The organism is Cellulomonas sp. P4_D11 (assembly GCF_056401915.1).
Map to the genome: position 1 here is coordinate 1 of NZ_JBFUIK010000055.1, position 15,618 is coordinate 15,618.

Here is a 15,618-nt window from a genome sequence, read left to right on the forward strand (position 1 = left end):
ACGACTGGGCGGAGCGTGTTCTGCAGCTGCTACTTCTTGACGGTGATCGCGTCGATCGAGGCGACGACGTCCGTGCGGAGCGCGTCCGAGATCGGCGCGGAACCCGCCGCAGTCGCGGCGCTCGACTGGCCGTCCGCGCTGGTGGCGTAGGTCGCGTAGCCCTTGATCAGGTCGACCTTGTCCTGGGTGTCGTAGGTGTTGCACACGACCAGGTAGGACACGAGGATCGCCGGGTAGGCGCCGGACTCGGTCGTGGTGCGGTCGACCTTGATGACGATGTCACCCTCGGCGCGCGTGTCGTCGCGCGGCGAGACGTCCACGGTCTTGGCGGCGGCGTCCGCCGTCGGGGCGACGAACTCCGTGCCGACCCCGAGCGAGACCTTGCCGAGGTCACCGACGGCCGACGCGTCGGCGTAGCCGATGGTGCCGGGCGCGGACTGGATCGTCTGGACGACGCCGGAGGTGCCGTTGGCGCCCTGGCCGACGGCCACGGGCCACGTGTTCGTGACCTCGTAGGTCCACACGTCGGGGGCCGTCTTGGACAGGTAGTCCTGGAAGTTCTTCGACGTGCCCGAGTCGTCGGAGCGGTGCACGACCGTGATCGGGCCCGACAGCGTCGCGTCCGGGTTCAGGGCCGTGATCGCCGGGTCGTCCCAGGTGGTGATCGCGCCGGCGAAGATCTTCGCGACGACGTCCGCGCTCAGGTTGAGCTCGGAGACCCCGTCGATGTTGAACGCGACGGCGATGGGGCTGACGTAGACCGGCAGGTCGATGCCCGCGCCGCCGTAGCAGCGGTCCGCGGCGGAGGCGAGCTCCTCCTCGTTCAGCGCGCTGTCCGAGCCGGCGTAGTCGAGCGAGGCGTCGAGGAAGCCCTTGCGGCCTGCACCCGAGTCCGTGGTCGTGTAGTTGACGGTGACGTCGGGGTTCGCCGTCTGGAAGCCGGCGACCCAGGCCTGCTGGGCCTTCTCCTGCGCGCTCGAGCCGCCACCGTTCAAGGTGCCGCTCAGCGTCGACGCGGGGGCGTCCGAGGCGCCACCGGACGCATCGCCGGTGGGGTTGTCCGATCCGCAGGCCGCAAGGGTGAGGGCGAGTGCGCCGACGAGGGCAACCGCCCCGATGCGGCCGTGGAGGGGAAGCTTCACTGTGGTCCGTCCTGTCGATCGTGTGCGCACTGATGTGTGCACGGCGATGCTGACCGTAGGAACCGCACGTGACCTGCTCACCGGCATCGGGTGAACCCCAGGTGAACGGTGGCCGACGAGTCGGACGCGCGTCCGGACCGCGCTGGTCCTTCGGCCGGGCAGCACGACGCCCCGCACACCTCGGGGCGTGCGGGGCGGTCCGCCTGCTCGGGCGGGCGCTACTCGCCGTCGTCGGTCAGCTTGTAGCCGAGACCGCGCACCGTGAGCAGGAGCGTCGGGTTGCCGGGGTCGACCTCGATCTTGGCGCGGACCCGCTTGACGTGGACGTCGAGCGTCTTGGTGTCGCCGACGTAGTCCGAGCCCCAGATCCGGTCGATCAGCTGCCCCCGCGTCAGCACGCGGCCCGCGTTGCGCAGCAGCAGCTCGAGCAGCTCGAACTCCTTGAGCGGGAACGCGACGATCTCGTCGCGCACCCGGACCGTGTGCCGCTCGACGTCCATCCGGACCGGGCCGGCGGCGAGCAGCTCGTCGTCCTCGTCGTCGGCCAGCGAGGCCGGCGCCCCCGCGGCGACCACGACCGACTCCCGCCGGCGCAGCACGGCCCGGACGCGCGCCAGCAGCTCCCGCGACGAGTACGGCTTGGTGACGTAGTCGTCGGCGCCCAGCTCGAGGCCGACCACCTTGTCGATCTCGTCGTCCTTGGCCGTGAGCATGATGACCGGGACGTCGCTGACCAGCCGCAGGCGGCGGCACACCTCGGTGCCCGGCAGCCCGGGCAGCATGAGGTCCAGGAGCACGAGGTCCGCGCCGAGCTCCTCGAACCTGAGCAACGCCTCCGGGCCGGTCGCGGCGGTGACGACGTCGAAGCCCTCGCGCTCCAGCTGGTACGTCAGCGGGTCCCGGTAGGACTCCTCGTCCTCGACGAGCAGGATCCGGGTCATGACGCGCTCCGGCGCACGTGCGCTCCTTCGATGTCGGCGGGGGTGGTGTCGGGGATGCTCTCGATGCTGGTCTTGGCGCTGGGCAGCGTACTGACGCCGCCCGTCGCCGGCTCCTCCGCGCGCGGCAGGCGCAGCGTGAACGTGGACCCGCGCCCGGGCTGCGACCAGACCGTCACGTCGCCGCCGTGGTCCGCCGCGACGTGCTTGACGATGGACAGTCCCAGGCCGGTGCCGCCCGTGTCGCGCGAGCGGGCGGGATCCACCCGGTAGAACCGCTCGAACACCCGCTCCTGCTCGGCGACCGAGATCCCGATGCCCTCGTCGACCACCGCGATCTCCACGAGGTCTCCCTCGGTGCGCACCCCGACGCCGACGTGCGATGCCTCCCCCGAGTACGCGACCGCGTTGTCCAGCAGGTTGCGGACGGCGGTGACCAGCAGCTCGTGCTGGCCGAACACGCGCGTGCCCTGCTCGCCGCCGATGTCCAGCCGCACCTTCTTGGCGTCGGCGGTGGTGCGGGCCCGGTCGACGGCCTCGGTCAGCACCAGGTCCACGTCGACGAGACCGAGCTGCCCGAGCGCGCCCGCCACCTGCAGCCGCGACAGCTCGATGATCTCGTGCACCAGGGCGGACAGTCGCGTGGCCTCGGTCTGCATCCGGCCGGCGAACCTGCGCACCGCCTCGGGGTCGTCGGCCGCGTCCTGGACCGTCTCGGCCAGGAGCGCCAGCGCCCCGACCGGGGTCTTCAGCTCGTGCGAGATGTTGACGACGAAGTCGCGGCGGATGGCCTCGAGACGCCGTGCCTGCGTGAGGTCCTCCGCCAGGACGACCAGGTGCTCGGCGCTCACCTGCGCGACGCGCACCTGGACCAGCAGCACGCCCGGGCCGACCGGGCCCCGCGGCACCTCGAGCACCTCGTCGCGGATGACGCCGTCGCGCCGGACCTGCGCGATGAGGTCCCGGATCGCCGCCGGGGCGATCCGGCCGTCGCGCACGATGCCGAGCGCGTGCGCCGGCGCGCTGGCCCGCAGGACGCGGTCGCCGTCGTCGAGCACCACCGCCGCGGAGCGGAGCACCGCCAGCGTGCGCACCAGGCCCTCGTCGAGCTCGGGCTCGATGAGCGGGGGCAGCGTGCGCTGCTCGCGCTCGCTCCAGCGGAAGGCGAGCGTCGCCCAGACCCCCACCAGCAGCCCGAGGCCGCCGGCGAGGAGCAGCAGCAGCCCGTTGACACCGTTCACGGCACTCACCCTAGGACGCGCCGAGGGGTGCGACACGCCGATGGTGCCGCCCGCGACCCCGCCGCCGTCGAGCGTTCACCGCCCGTTCATCGGGTGGCGGACGCTCGACGACATCTCGGGCCGGGTCGTTCTCAGCCGAACGTCTCGAGCAGCAGCGACTTCTCGGCGTCGGTGAGGTTGGTGGCCACCAGCGTGCTGTGCAGCCCGTGCAGGCGCTCCCCGAGGCGGTCCATGTTCGCGTTCTCCGTGACGGCGCACAGGAGGGAGGTGCCGGGCGTGATCTGGGCCCGGATGTTGTCCAGCTGGTCCTCCGAGATCCCGACCGCCGACACCGCCTTGGTGATCGCGCCGGCCGCCGCGCCGACGGCCGCGCCCAGCAGGGGGACGAAGAACAGCCCGCCGAACAGGATGCCCCAGAACGCGCCCCAGCCCGTGCCGCGCCACTTGTCCTCGTTCGAGTGATGCATCTCCGGGCGCGCACCGCCCTCGGGCCAGCTGATCACCGCGTGGTCGACGATCTTCACCAACCCGTCGCTCTGCGCGCCCTTGAGCGCGTCGACTGCCTTCTGCGCCCCGTCGGCCGTCTCGAACTTCCATGCCGTGAACGTCGTCATCGTCGTCCCTCTCGCTCCGTCGTCGTCCTGTCCCTACCGTGCCGCACGCTCGACCTCACCGCCATGCACCGTCAACGCCCACAGGATCACCACGTCCAGGGCGATCGCGACGAGCGACCACCAGGGTGTGATGGGCAGCGACACGAACTGGGCGACGAGGTTCACCACCACCAGCACGATCGCCACCAGCCGTGCCCACCCGCTGCCCCCGAAGAGCGCGAAGCCTACGAGCACCAGCAGCGCACCGGTGATCAGATGCACCCAGCCCCAGGTCGACACGTCCACGACGGCGATCCCGTCGTTCGTCCACGACACCACGGTCTTCGGGGAGAACACCGCCACGAGCCCCGAGACGATGTTGATGAACCCGGCCACCAGGATCGCGAACGCCGCGAACCACACCCAGCCGACCCAGGCCGTCACCTTCTGTGCCATCTGTGCCTCTCCTCGTGTCGACGGGGCTCACCGCCCCGTGGTGCCGTCGCCGATCATCTTGGCCCCGATGACCTGCAGCGGGACAGAGACGATCTCCGCACGGACGCGCCGCCCGCGAGCGCCGACGGCCCGTCTCGTCGCAGGCTACGGGTCCGGAGCGGGCCATATCGGGCGAATCGCCACGCGTATCGTCGACAGAGGTACGCAACGGCCGTCGTCCGTTCACCTGGGGGCGCCCCACCGTTCACCTGAAAATGTCAGCCTGACCTGCGCGCGGCACCTGCCGCCGGCACGAGAGGGAGCACATGCGGGACATCTTCGACGCCGAGCTGCACCAGCTGGGCGAGGACCTGGCGGCGATGAGCGGTCGGGTCGAGCACGCCATCACGAACGCCGGCATCGCGCTGCTCACGGCCGACCTCGCCCTCGCGGAGTCCGTGATCGCCGACGACCTGGCCATCGACGCCATCGAGCGCGACCTCGACGAGCGCTGCGTCCTGCTGCTCGCGCAGCAGCAGCCCGTCGCCACCGACCTCCGGATCGTCGTCTCCGCGCTCCGGATGAGCGCCTCGCTCGAGCGCATGGGCGACCTCGCCCGGCACGTCGCCCAGGTCGCCCGCGGTCGGTACCCGCGGCACGCCATCCCGCACGCGCTCTCGGGCACGTTCGCCGAGATGCACGACGCTGCCGTCCGCGTGGCCCGGCGCACCACGACGCTGCTGAACAGCCGCGAGGTGCTGCTGGCCGAGAGCATCGAGCAGGACGACGACCTCCTCGACGAGCTGCACGAGGACACCTTCGCGGCCCTGCTCGGCGGCTCCTGGGCCGGCACGACGCAGGAGACGATCGACGTCACCCTGCTCGGCCGCTACTACGAGCGGTTCGGCGACCACGGCGTCAGCGTCGCGCGGCGCGTGCAGTACCTGGTCACCGGCGCCGCCCGCGGGGAGCTCGACCGCACCGTCGGCTGAGCCCGGCGGCCATCAGCGCCTGCCTCCGACCGCCCGGGCGCACCGAGAACGTGGGTTCGGCACAGGAGCGTGGGTTCGCATCCACGTCCTCGTGCCGAACCCACGTTCTCGTTCAGGCGCCTGCGCCGTTTTTGCGTTCCCCCGGCAGCGGCCTCCGCAGTAGCTCCGGGCCGACGCCGCCCCGGCTGCTGCGGCTGGTCGTCGTCGGTAGCGTGGCTCGCATGGCGGAACGGGTGCTCGGGTGGGGGGACGACGACGTCGCCGTGGCCCGGGAGCGGCTCGGCGCCGTCGTCGCGCAGCTGCCCGAGACGACGGCCGAGGTCGACGAGTACGGCAACACCGGGTTCTTCACGCGCGGGACGCGGTTCGCGTGGATCTTGCCCGACCACCACGCCGACGGCCGGCTGGCCCTGTGGTGCAAGGCCGACCGGCACGAGCAGCAGGCGATCGTCGCCCGCGACCCCGGCCGCTACTTCGTCGCCCCGTACCTGGGCCGGTTCGGCTGGGTCGGCGCGCACCTGGACGCCGCGCACGACCCCGACTGGGACGCGCTGGCCGAGCTGGTCGAGGAGGCCTGGCGCCGCTCGGCATCGAAGAAGGCCCTGACCGCCTTCGACGCCACCCGCCCCTGACCCCACGCCGCCATCCCCAACCGACAACCTCCGCACATCCGGTCGCCGCGGCGCTCGCTTCTGCGGACGCACCAGCCGGCAACGTCCGCACTCGTGCGGGTGGGAGCCCGCTCGAGTGCGGACGCTGCGGGGGTTTACGGGGGAATCAGACGCACGCCCCCCAGCACCTGAAGGCGGGCCGACAACGTCCGAGCAGATGCAGCCCAGGACCTGCGCCCGCTCGGACGCAACCGGTGCAGAGACAGCAACGTCCGAGCAGATGGGGCCCAGGGGCTGCATCTGCTCGGACGTTGCGGGAGGGGCTGGGGTCAGCGGCCCTGGTTCGCGACCGCCTTGATGGCCTCTGCCGCCGCCTCGGGGTCGAGGTAGGTGCCGCCCGGGATGGTGGGCTTCAGCGTCGCCTCGTCGAGCGTGTAGAGCAGCGGGATGCCGGTCGGGATGTTGATGCCGGCGATGGTACTGCTGTCCACGTCGTCCAGGTGCTTGACCAGGGCGCGGATCGAGTTGCCGTGCGCGGCGACGAGCACCGTCTTGCCGGACTGCAGGTCGGGGATGATGTCCGACTCCCAGTAGGGCAGCGCGCGCTCGAGGACGTTGGACAGCGCCTCGGCGCGCGGGATCGGCTCGCCGGCGTAGCGCGCGTCGCTGTCCTGCGAGAACTCCGAGCCCAGCTCGATGTCCGGCGGCGGGACGTCGTACGAGCGGCGCCAGAGCATGAACTGCTCCTCGCCGTACTCCTCGAGCGTCTGCTTCTTGTCCTTGCCCTGCAGCGCGCCGTAGTGCCGCTCGTTCAGGCGCCAGGAGCGCTTGACCGGGATCCAGTGGCGGTCGGCGGCGTCGAGGGCCAGGTTGGCCGTGGTGATCGCGCGGCGCAGCAGCGACGTGTGCACGACGTCGGGCAGCACTCCCGCGTCCGTGAGCAGCGTCCCGCCGCGCACCGCCTCCGCGACGCCCTTCTCCGACAGCGGCACGTCGACCCAGCCGGTGAACAGGTTCTTGGCATTCCACTCGCTCTCGCCGTGGCGGAGCAGCACGAGGGTGTAGGTCATGGGCTCATCCTGCCGCAGGGACAGGGGTCCGTCGCAGGGACGTCCGTCCCACGGTCACGCTCGCGACGCCCGCACCTCGCCGGCCACCGAGTACACCTTGAGCATCTGGTCGGCGGTGGTGTCCCAGCCGAACCGCTCGGCCACCTGCCGGGCGCCGACGGCGTACCGCGCGCGGTCGTCGGAGGAACCGAGCACGTCCGCGATGACGTCCGCCCACACCTCCGGGTCGTGGCCGCGGACCAGCCGGCCGGACACGTCGTGGTCGACGATGGTGCGCAGCCCGCCCACGCAGGCGGCGATCACCGGGACACCGCTGGCCTGCGCCTCGGCGGCGACCAGCCCGAACGACTCGCTGCGCGACGGCATCGCCACCACGTCGGCCGCGTGGTACCAGCGCGCAAGGGTGTCGCGGTCGGCGGGCGGGTGCACGACGACGTCGTCGGCGACGCCGGTCATCGTCGCGAGCGCCTCCAGCTCGCGGACGGCGCTGGAGCGGCCCGACGGACCCCCCAGCACGACGAGCAGCGGGACGGGCCTGCCTGTCGCGCGCAGCACGCCCAGGGCGCTGACCAGCACGTCCGGCGCCTTGAGGGCCTGGACCCGGCCGGCGAAGAGCACGATCTGCCGGTCCTCGGGCAGGCCGAGCTCGCGCCGGGCCGACGCGCGGTCGCCGGGCACGAAGCGGTCGAGGTCCACGCCGGGCTCGACGACGTGCACGCGGTCGGGGTCGGCGCCGTAGAGCTCGACCAGCTCCTCGGCCTCGACCGGCGTGCTGGCCACCAGCGCGTCGGCCTCGGCGACCACCTGCTCCTCGCCGACCACCCGCTGGCTCGGTTCGGCGGTGTCGCCGGGCGCCAGCGACGCGTTCTTCACGCGCGCGAGCGTGTGGGCGGTGTGCACGAGCGGCACCTCCCAGCGGTCCGCCGCGATCCAGCCCACCTGCCCGGACAGCCAGTAGTGGGAGTGCACCACGTCGTACCAGCCGGGCCGGCGCGCGGCCTCCCAGCGCAGGACGCCCGCGGCCATGCCGCACAGGACGCCGGGCAGGTCGTTCTTGTCCAGCCGCTCGAACGGCCCGGCCGGCACGTGGTGGACCAGGATCGGCGGCGTCACGCCCGGCTCGACGTCCTCGGCGAGCAGGACGGCGCGGGCGTCGTCGCCGACGAGGGGACGACCGCCCGCGTCCGTGCCGGGCAGGAGCACGGTCTCGGCCTGGTCCGACGAGGTGGCGCGCGTGAAGATCTCGACGCGCGCACCCCGGGCCGCCAGCGCGCGCGACAGCTCGAGCACGTACACGTTCATGCCGCCGGCGTCGCCGGTGCCGGGCTGGTCCAGGGGCGACGTGTGCACCGACAGCATGGCGACGCGCGGGGCGTGCTCGAGTGTCACGGGTGCTCCTGTTCACGGACGGGTCTGCACCCATTCTCGCGCACGGGAGCCCGTGTCACCTCACGACTGTGCGGGAGCCTCCGCGGCGTGCGCGCCGGCCGGGCGACGGGCGAACCGGCCCTTCAGCGCGCTGAGCCCGCTCGGCGGCTTGTAGTCGCCGCGGATCGGGAAGATGTTGCCGTCGGGCAGGAAGCCACCCGCCGTCGACGGGTAGAAGACGAGCTCCGGCCACATGGTGACGATCTCCTTGAGCCGGGCACCGCGCGCGAACGCGGCGGCCAGCTGGGGGTCGTTGCCCGTGTACGTGAGCGTGTGGTCGTGCTCCTGCACGACGGTCTCGCCCGTCGGGTACTCACCGCGTCGCGGCGTCCAGCCCCAGGGGCTGGCCGGCTCCTGGTGGTTCCGGTCCGGACCTTGCCGGTAGATGTCGAATCCGTTGCGCACGCGGAACCTCCCTGTTCGTCGTCGACGAGAGGGGGATCGGCACGTTTGCGCAGGTCCTGGAGTCCTTTCACCGGATGTCACCCGTAAGGCGTCACCGCACGACCAGCAGGTGCGGCGCCGCGATCCACGGCAGGTACGTGCGGTCACCCCCGTAGGTGACCAGGACGAGCGACGTCCGCGTACCCACGGGCAGGGTCACGACGGCGGTGCCGCGGGAGTCGAGCGTCGCCGAACCCTTGCGGGCGCCGTTGACCCACACGTCGACGGTGCCGGTGGGCGCCACCCCGGCGACGCCCGTCACCTGCACGTGCACCTGCTTGACGTCGGCGCGCCGGACGGACCAGTCGGTGCCGTTGGTGGTGACCGCGGGCAAGGCCTTGGTCACGGTCAGGGTGGCCGCCGCCGACGTCGAGCCCAGGACCGGCGGGTCGGCCGCCGGGGCTCCGCCGTAGACCGCGGTGACGGCGTGCCGGCCGGTCGCCAGGGCCGCGGGGAGCGGGACCCGCGCGGTCCCGTCCGCGGCGAGCGGGGCGGTGGCCACCGCGCTGCCGTCGACGAGCACCTGCACCGACCCGGAGACAGTCCCGCCCGGCGCCCGGACGGTCACGCGGGCCGTCGACGCGTGGCCGAAGGCCGTGATCGACGACGAGAGAGACAGGCCGGTGGTCGAGGCGACGGGCTCGGCGGTCGAGACACCGATGACGCCCGCCAGCAGGTCGACCGCGCCGCTCGCGTCGCCGGACATGAGCGCGTGCTCGGCGTCGGCGGTCGCGCCCGCGTCGTCGGGACCCGACGCGTCCTGCGCCAGGTCACGCACGAGCGAGACGACGGTGCCGGCCGCGGCGGCTGTCTCGCGGTCGGTGCCGTCGAGCGTCTCGGCCGCGCGGGCGAGCAGGCGGACGGCCTCGCCCGTCGCCGCGGGGTCGAGCGCGTCCCCGACCCACACCGGGGCGTCGAGCACGGCCTGGACGGCGTCCTTCGCCGCGCCGGCGGGCAGGGTCGCGACGAGGGCCGTGAGCCGGTCGCGCTGCGCGTCGGTCCGCAGCCCCCAGCCGTACGGGTACATCGGCGCGTAGGTGTCGTCGCCGACGTTGACCGGCACCTGGTCGGCCGTCGCCGGCCAGGTCACCGGGAGGCGGCCGGTGAACGGCCGGCTGCCGAACAGCACGTCGGCCACGCCCGCGCCCTCGGTGCCCGGCAGCCACGAGGCCACCAGCGCGTCGATGGCGCCGAGCTTGTCCGTCACCAGCTGCGGGCGGCCCGACACGACGAGCACCGCGCACGGCAGCGCGCCGCAGACGGTGTCGATCGCGGCCCGGTCCGCGGCGGACAACGACAGGGACTTGGCGTTGTTGCCGACGTCGCCCTGCCCCTCCGCGTACGGCGTCTCGCCGACGACGACGACGCCGACCTGCGCGTCCCCGACCGGCGCCGAGGCGTCCTTCGAGTACGTCACCGAGGCGTCGGCCGCCTGGATGCCCTCGAGGATCGACGTGCCGGGCGTGATGTCGCCGGACCCGCCCTGCCACGAGATCGTCCAGCCGCCCGCCTGGTTGCCCAGGTCGTCGGCGTTGGAACCGGCCACGTACACCTTGGTGTCCGGCGCGAGCGGCAGCAGGTCGTCGGCGTTCTTCAGCAGCACCTGCGACTTGGCGGCCGCCTCGCGGGCCACGGCGCGGTGGGCGTCGGAACCCACGTCCGCCGCGAGCGTGCGGTCGGCGAACGGGGCGTCGAACAGCCCGAGCGCGAACTTCTGCGTGAGGATCCGCCGGACCGCGTCGTCGACGCGCGACTGCGCGACCTCGCCGGAGCCCACCTTGTCGGTGATCCCGGTGATGAACGCGCCGAAGTTGTACGGCGCCATGGCCATGTCGAGGCCCGCGTTCACGGCGCGTGCGGCCTTGTCGGCGTACGTGCCGCCGGGCAGCTTGTCGATGCCCTCCCAGTCGCTGATGAGGAAGCCGTCGAACCCGAGCTCGCCCTTGAGCAGGTCGGTGTTCAGCGCGGCGTCCTCGTGCATGCGGACCGGGGCACCCCCGGCGATCGAGACGGCCGAGTACGACGGCATGATCGAGCCGACGCCCGCCTCGATCGCGGGTACGTACGGGTCGACGTACAGCCGCCGGAGCTGGTCGAGGCTGTCGACGTGCGTGATGCCCTGGTCGATCGGGTAGCCCGAGCCCGCGAGCGCCGGGTCGTAGGTGGTGCCGCCGTCGCCCACCCAGTGCTTGGCGGTCGCCAGGACCTTGTCCGGACCGGAGAGGTCGGCCTGGTCAGCACCCTGGAGGCCGACGATCGAGGCGCCCGCCATCGCGGTCACCAGGGCCGGGTCCTCGCCGAACGACTCGTAGCTGCGGCCCCAGCGCTCGTCGCGCGTCACGCACAGGCAGGGCGCGAACGCCCAGGGCACGCCGGTGGCCCGCACCTCCTGGGCGGTGGTCCGTTCCACCTGCTCGACCAGGTCCGCGTCGCGCGCGGCGCCGAGGCCCTCGTTGTGCGGGAAGATCGTCGCGCCCACCACGTTGTTGTGGCCGTGCACGGCGTCGACGCCGTAGACGAGTGGGATCTGCAGCCGGGTGGACAGCGCCTGGCGCTGGAACCCGTCGACCATGTCCGCCCAGCCGGCGGGCGTGTTCTGCGCCGGCACCGAGCCGCCGCCGGACAGCACCGAGCCGAGCCCGAGGTCGGCGATCTGCGACGGCGACTGCAGGCCCAGCCGCTCCGCCTGGGTCATCTGGCCGATCTTCTCGGCGAGCGTCATGCGGCCCAGCAGGTCGTCGACGCGCTCCGCCGTGGTCTTCGTCGGGTCGAGGTAGGCGGCGCCGACGGCGTTGAGGACGACCTTCGGGCTGGTGCCGACGACCGCTCCCGTGGCGGTCAGGTCGACGCCGACCGTGCGGGCGTCGTCGACCGCGGCCGTCGCGTGCGTGACCACGTCGATCGTCTGCGTGCTGCCCGAGGCCGTACCTGCGGGGAACGTCAGCGTGCCCGCGAAGGCGTCGTAGTGCGTGCCGGCGACCGCGGTGCCGGCGCCGTTCGCGTAGGCCACGGTGACGTCGCCCGTCAGGGGCTGGCCGTCGGTCGTGGTGAGCACGACCGGGACCTGGGCGGTCTCGCCGGGATCGACGAGCACGACGTCGCTCCCTGCGGTCACCGTCGCCGTCGGTGCGGGCACCGCCGAGCCGTAGAGCTGCACGTCGTCGACGGCCCACCCGACCGACTCGGCCGTGCCGGGCACCATGGTGATCGCGTAGCCCCACGCGCTCGTGAGGTCGAGCGTCCCGTTGCGGGTCGCGGCGTCGCCGGGCTGGTAGCCGCTCAGCGTGAAGGCCGAGAACGGCAGGTCGACGATGTTCCACCGGCTGCCGTCGCTGGACCAGTTGTCCTTGAAGGTGGCCGCCCACAGCTCGGAGTGCTCGCCGTCGGGGCCGCCGTCCTTGAGCTCGACCTTGATGTCGCCGCCCGCGGTCGGGCTGGCGGGGCGCGTCGGCTGCGAGGCGTACCAGGCCAGCCGGATGCCGCGGAACGAGCTCCAGTCCTGGCCGGCCGCGAGGTTCTCGCTGAACCCTCCCCAGCCGCCGGACGGGATGAGGTAGTCACCCGACAGCACGTGGTTGCCGGCGGGCGCGCCGTCGCGGTCCTGCTCGGTGACGGCCAGGCTGACGAGGTCGGGCGCCGAGCCCCACGTGAAGATGCCGACCGTGCTGCCCGGGGCCGCGATCGGTACCTCGCCCTCCGCGTCCTCGATCGTCGTCACGCGGTCGTACAGGCCGAGGTCGTCGAACGTCCACGCGCCCGCGCCGAGGTCGGTCAGCGTGACCGCGAAACCGGTGCTGGCGGACGGGTCGAAGCGCGCGTCGGAGGCCGGGTTGCCCTTGAGCCGCAGCTGGGAGAACGCGACGTTGACCTGGCGCCAGCCGGCGGTGTCGTCGGTGACGCTCCGCTCGAACAGCTGGCCGTTGCTCTTGAGCTCGTAGCGCAGGAGCCCACCGCCGCCGGTGCCCAGGAACCAGAACGTGAAGCCGTCGTGCGCGGACCAGTCGGTGGCCGCGATGTCGTGCGTGAAGCCGAACCAGTCGCCCGGCGCCGGGGCCCCGGAGACGGTGGCGACGAGGCCGCTGCCCCCGCGGTCCACCGGCGCGGTGGAGAGCACCGGGGTCACCGGGGCACTGATCCCCCACGTGCTGTACCCGGCGGGGACGCCGGACTCGTAGTCGTCGAGCACCGTGACGGCGCCGACGTCAGGCAGGTCGCCGTGCGGGGTGATGGTGACCGTGCTGGTCGTGCGGCCGCCGAGGACCAGGCCCGCGGACGGCTCCGAGAGGGTCAGCTCGACCGTGCGCACCTGGCCGAGGGGGCCGTGGTCGACGGTCGGCACGGTGACGGTCGCCTCCGTGCTCCCGGCGGGGAACGTCACCACCTGGTCGACCGCGGTGTAGTCCGTGCCGGCCACGCCCGTGCCGCCCGTCGACTGCACGCGGACGGTCGTGTCGGTGGCCGCCCCCGTCGCCAGGATCACCGGGACGGTCGCGTCGGAGCCGGCGGGGACGGTCGTGCTGCCGGCCGCGAAGGCGGCGGCGACCTGCGTCGGGGTCCCGTAGACCTCGAGCGAGAACAGCGAGTACCCGTACCAGTGCAGGCGGGCGGGGTCCCACGTGAAGCTGGTGCGCTGGTTCATCTGGACGCGGACGTAGCGCGCGTCGGTCGCGCCGAACGTGACGTCGTCGGTCCCGCCGTCACCGGCCGCCTCGGCGTGCACCGTGGTCCACGACGCCGGGTCGTCGGGCGCCGTCGTCGCCACCTGCACGTCGTAGCCGGCCGCGAACGCCGCCTCCCACGCCAGCACCACGTGGTCGACCGAGGCCGTCGCGCCGAGGTCCACCTGGACCCAGGCGGTGTACGGAACGTCCTCGTCCGGTCCGTTGCCGCTCGCCCAGCGGGTGGTCGGGTCGCCGTCGATCGCCGCGTCCGGGGGGAACGTGCCGTCGCCGTCGGACTGGAACCGGTCCGCGGTCGCGGTGCCGGTCCGCGCGAGGTCGCCCGGCGCCGCGGACGCCGGTGTGGCGATGCCCACGAGCGCGAGGGGGACGACGAGGGCCAGGGCGGCGAGGCTCGCGGGCAGATGGGTCAGGCGGTCAGCACGGCGCACGGTCACTCCCCTGTGACACGGCCGGGCCCCGTTGCACGGCCGCTGCCGCAGCCGGGCGCTCAGAGCCTCGTTGCCCCGCCCACCCGTGCGGCTCTCGCCAGACAATCACAATCACTTACTGGGCGGTAAGTCGAGAAGATCACGATTCGATAACGGGCTTTTCGGGTGTTCCCGGCGTCACGCCGGCAGCACGCAGGCGGCCGCCGGCAGCGCGAGTGTGGTCACGACGGAGCCGTCCGCCGCCAGCACCGCCAGGTCGCCCGAGACCTGCTCGGCCACCACGGTCCAGCCGTCGACCACCTCGAAGTGCCGCGGCCAGGCGCCCGGGAGGGCGTCGTCGGCGACCGGATCGAGCAGGCCGTCGGGCCGGACGGCGAACCGCGCGAGCACGTCCGACGTGCGGGTCCCGACGAGCACGCGGGCACCGTCCCGGACGATGTGCGACGGCAGCCGGCGGCGCCCGGCCTCCCGCGCCGGCGCCGCCGTCGCGGGCAGGGTCTGCACCAGCGAGCCCGTGCCCGACTCCGCGTCCCAGGCCAGCACGCGGACCGTGACGTCGAGCTCGCCCACCACGTACGCGAACCGCCCGTCGGCGCTGAACACCAGGTGGCGCGGACCCGTGCCGGCCGGGAGCGTCGCGGCGATGCCGTCCTGGACCAGCCGGTCGGCGTCGCGTCGGTAGCGGCGGATCTGGTCGGTGCCCAGGTCGACCACCAGCACGAACGCGCCCCCCGGGGCGTGGGCCACGAAGTGCGCGTGCGGTGCGGTCTGCCGGTCCTCGTCGGGACCCGATCCCGCGTGCCCGTGGACCTGGTCGGGGCCGCCCGCGGCGAACCCGCCGTCGGCGTCCAGCGGCAGCACGCTGAGCGCGCCCGAGGAGTAGTTCGCGACGAGCAGCGCGCCGGCGTCCACGTCGACCAGCAGGTGGCAGGGGTCCTCGCCTCCCGACGGGACCGTCGCGCGGTGCACCAGGGCGTCGCCGACGACGTCGAACGCGCTCACCGTGCCGTCCGCCTGCTCGTTCGCGGCGTACAGGACCCGGCCGCTCGGGTGCAGCGCGAGGAAGCTGGGCGACGGCGTCTCGGCCACCTGCCGCGCGCCGCTCAGTGCTCCGGTCCGCGGGTCGAGGTCGACCCGCCAGATCCCCTCCCCCTGCCCGACGGGCGTCCCCGCTCCCGCGACGGGGTAGGTGCCGATCCAGAGGGGGGTCTGCTGCGCGCTCACGGTGAGGGAGCCTACGACGACCCCGCGGCACTCCTCCCGGACGTCCGAGGACTTGGTCGGCTACGGCTGGGTGCGGAGCCATTCCGCCGGGTCGGCCAGGACCGTGGCCAGGACCGCGAGCGCGCCGCCGGTCATCGCCGGGTACTGGCCGGCGCGGGCGGGCGAGACGCGCAGCGGGGACCAGGGCGCGAAGATCACGAGCTCGTCGAGGCGGGCGGACACCTCGTCGTGCACGTAGCCGAACAGCTGGCCGAAGCTGCCGCCGAGCACCACCTCGCCGACGTCGACCACGTTGGCCACGGACGCCAGCGCGACGCCGAGGGCGCGAGCGGCCTGGGCGACGGCGGCGGTGGCGCGCGGCTCGTCGGCGACGAGCGCGTCGAGCAGGGC

The 15,618-nt window shown here is 73.3% G+C and carries 13 protein-coding genes; 2 read left to right on the forward strand and 11 right to left on the reverse strand.

The window, feature by feature from the left end:
• Window positions 1–29 precede the first annotated feature (29 nt).
• From AC1DT4_RS19415 to AC1DT4_RS19435, 5 genes are all read right to left on the reverse strand, one after another.
• Window positions 30–1,142, reverse strand: a complete 1,113-nt coding sequence (locus tag AC1DT4_RS19415; protein ID WP_477091397.1) for a phosphate ABC transporter substrate-binding protein PstS — start codon at window positions 1,140–1,142, stop codon at window positions 30–32.
• Window positions 1,143–1,360: 218 nt separating this feature from the next.
• Window positions 1,361–2,083 carry a response regulator gene (locus AC1DT4_RS19420; protein WP_477091398.1) on the reverse strand — a complete coding sequence of 241 codons (723 nt, stop codon included), beginning with the start codon at window positions 2,081–2,083 and terminating at the stop codon, window positions 1,361–1,363.
• Window positions 2,080–3,321, reverse strand: coding sequence for a sensor histidine kinase (locus tag AC1DT4_RS19425; protein ID WP_477091399.1), 1,242 nt, complete (start codon window positions 3,319–3,321; stop codon window positions 2,080–2,082). Before AC1DT4_RS19425 ends, AC1DT4_RS19420 begins: the two co-directional genes overlap by 4 nt.
• A gap of 131 nt (window positions 3,322–3,452) precedes the next feature.
• Complete coding sequence (locus tag AC1DT4_RS19430; protein ID WP_477091400.1) at window positions 3,453–3,935, reverse strand: DUF1269 domain-containing protein; 483 nt, start codon at window positions 3,933–3,935, stop codon at window positions 3,453–3,455.
• A 33-nt stretch (window positions 3,936–3,968) separates the two neighbouring features.
• Window positions 3,969–4,370, reverse strand: coding sequence for a DUF7144 family membrane protein (locus AC1DT4_RS19435; protein WP_477091401.1), 402 nt, complete (start codon window positions 4,368–4,370; stop codon window positions 3,969–3,971).
• Between the two features lie 305 nt (window positions 4,371–4,675).
• Between AC1DT4_RS19435 and phoU the strand changes: the two genes are divergently transcribed.
• Window positions 4,676–5,341 (forward strand): phosphate signaling complex protein PhoU, encoded by a 666-nt coding sequence (gene phoU / locus AC1DT4_RS19440; RefSeq protein ID WP_477091402.1) that lies wholly within the window; start codon window positions 4,676–4,678, stop codon window positions 5,339–5,341.
• 221 nt (window positions 5,342–5,562) lie between these two features.
• Window positions 5,563–5,973 carry an MmcQ/YjbR family DNA-binding protein gene (locus AC1DT4_RS19445; protein ID WP_477091403.1) on the forward strand — a complete coding sequence of 137 codons (411 nt, stop codon included), beginning with the start codon at window positions 5,563–5,565 and terminating at the stop codon, window positions 5,971–5,973.
• A 308-nt stretch (window positions 5,974–6,281) separates the two neighbouring features.
• Here AC1DT4_RS19445 and AC1DT4_RS19450 read toward each other — a convergent pair whose 3' ends face one another.
• The 6 genes from AC1DT4_RS19450 to AC1DT4_RS19475 form a co-directional block, all read right to left on the reverse strand.
• The gene (locus tag AC1DT4_RS19450; RefSeq protein WP_477091404.1) at window positions 6,282–7,022 is read right to left on the reverse strand and encodes a phosphoglyceromutase; all 741 of its coding nucleotides are present in this window, start codon (window positions 7,020–7,022) and stop codon (window positions 6,282–6,284) included.
• A 54-nt stretch (window positions 7,023–7,076) separates the two neighbouring features.
• Window positions 7,077–8,411, reverse strand: a complete 1,335-nt coding sequence (locus AC1DT4_RS19455) for a glycosyltransferase (RefSeq protein ID WP_477091405.1) — start codon at window positions 8,409–8,411, stop codon at window positions 7,077–7,079.
• 60 nt (window positions 8,412–8,471) lie between these two features.
• Window positions 8,472–8,855, reverse strand: coding sequence for a hypothetical protein (locus tag AC1DT4_RS19460; protein WP_477091406.1), 384 nt, complete (start codon window positions 8,853–8,855; stop codon window positions 8,472–8,474).
• Window positions 8,856–8,946: 91 nt separating this feature from the next.
• Window positions 8,947–14,004 (reverse strand): glycoside hydrolase family 3 N-terminal domain-containing protein, encoded by a 5,058-nt coding sequence (locus AC1DT4_RS19465; RefSeq protein ID WP_477091407.1) that lies wholly within the window; start codon window positions 14,002–14,004, stop codon window positions 8,947–8,949.
• 177 nt (window positions 14,005–14,181) lie between these two features.
• Complete coding sequence (locus AC1DT4_RS19470; protein ID WP_477091408.1) at window positions 14,182–15,228, reverse strand: lactonase family protein; 1,047 nt, start codon at window positions 15,226–15,228, stop codon at window positions 14,182–14,184.
• Between the two features lie 60 nt (window positions 15,229–15,288).
• Window positions 15,289–15,618 (reverse strand): ROK family protein (locus AC1DT4_RS19475; protein ID WP_477091409.1); only part of this gene is annotated, 330 nt, incomplete at its 5' end.

What these genes read in the sequence shown, in the direction of transcription:
- AC1DT4_RS19445 (WP_477091403.1), top strand. Translation starts at nt 5,563, where the DNA reads ATGGCGGAACGGGTGCTCGGGTGGGGGGACGACGACGTCGCCGTGGCC.
- AC1DT4_RS19430 (WP_477091400.1), bottom strand. Translation starts at nt 3,935, where the DNA reads ATGACGACGTTCACGGCATGGAAGTTCGAGACGGCCGACGGGGCGCAG.
- AC1DT4_RS19450 (WP_477091404.1), bottom strand. Translation starts at nt 7,022, where the DNA reads ATGACCTACACCCTCGTGCTGCTCCGCCACGGCGAGAGCGAGTGGAAT.
- AC1DT4_RS19435 (WP_477091401.1), bottom strand. Translation starts at nt 4,370, where the DNA reads ATGGCACAGAAGGTGACGGCCTGGGTCGGCTGGGTGTGGTTCGCGGCG.
- phoU (WP_477091402.1), top strand. Translation starts at nt 4,676, where the DNA reads ATGCGGGACATCTTCGACGCCGAGCTGCACCAGCTGGGCGAGGACCTG.
- AC1DT4_RS19420 (WP_477091398.1), bottom strand. Translation starts at nt 2,083, where the DNA reads ATGACCCGGATCCTGCTCGTCGAGGACGAGGAGTCCTACCGGGACCCG.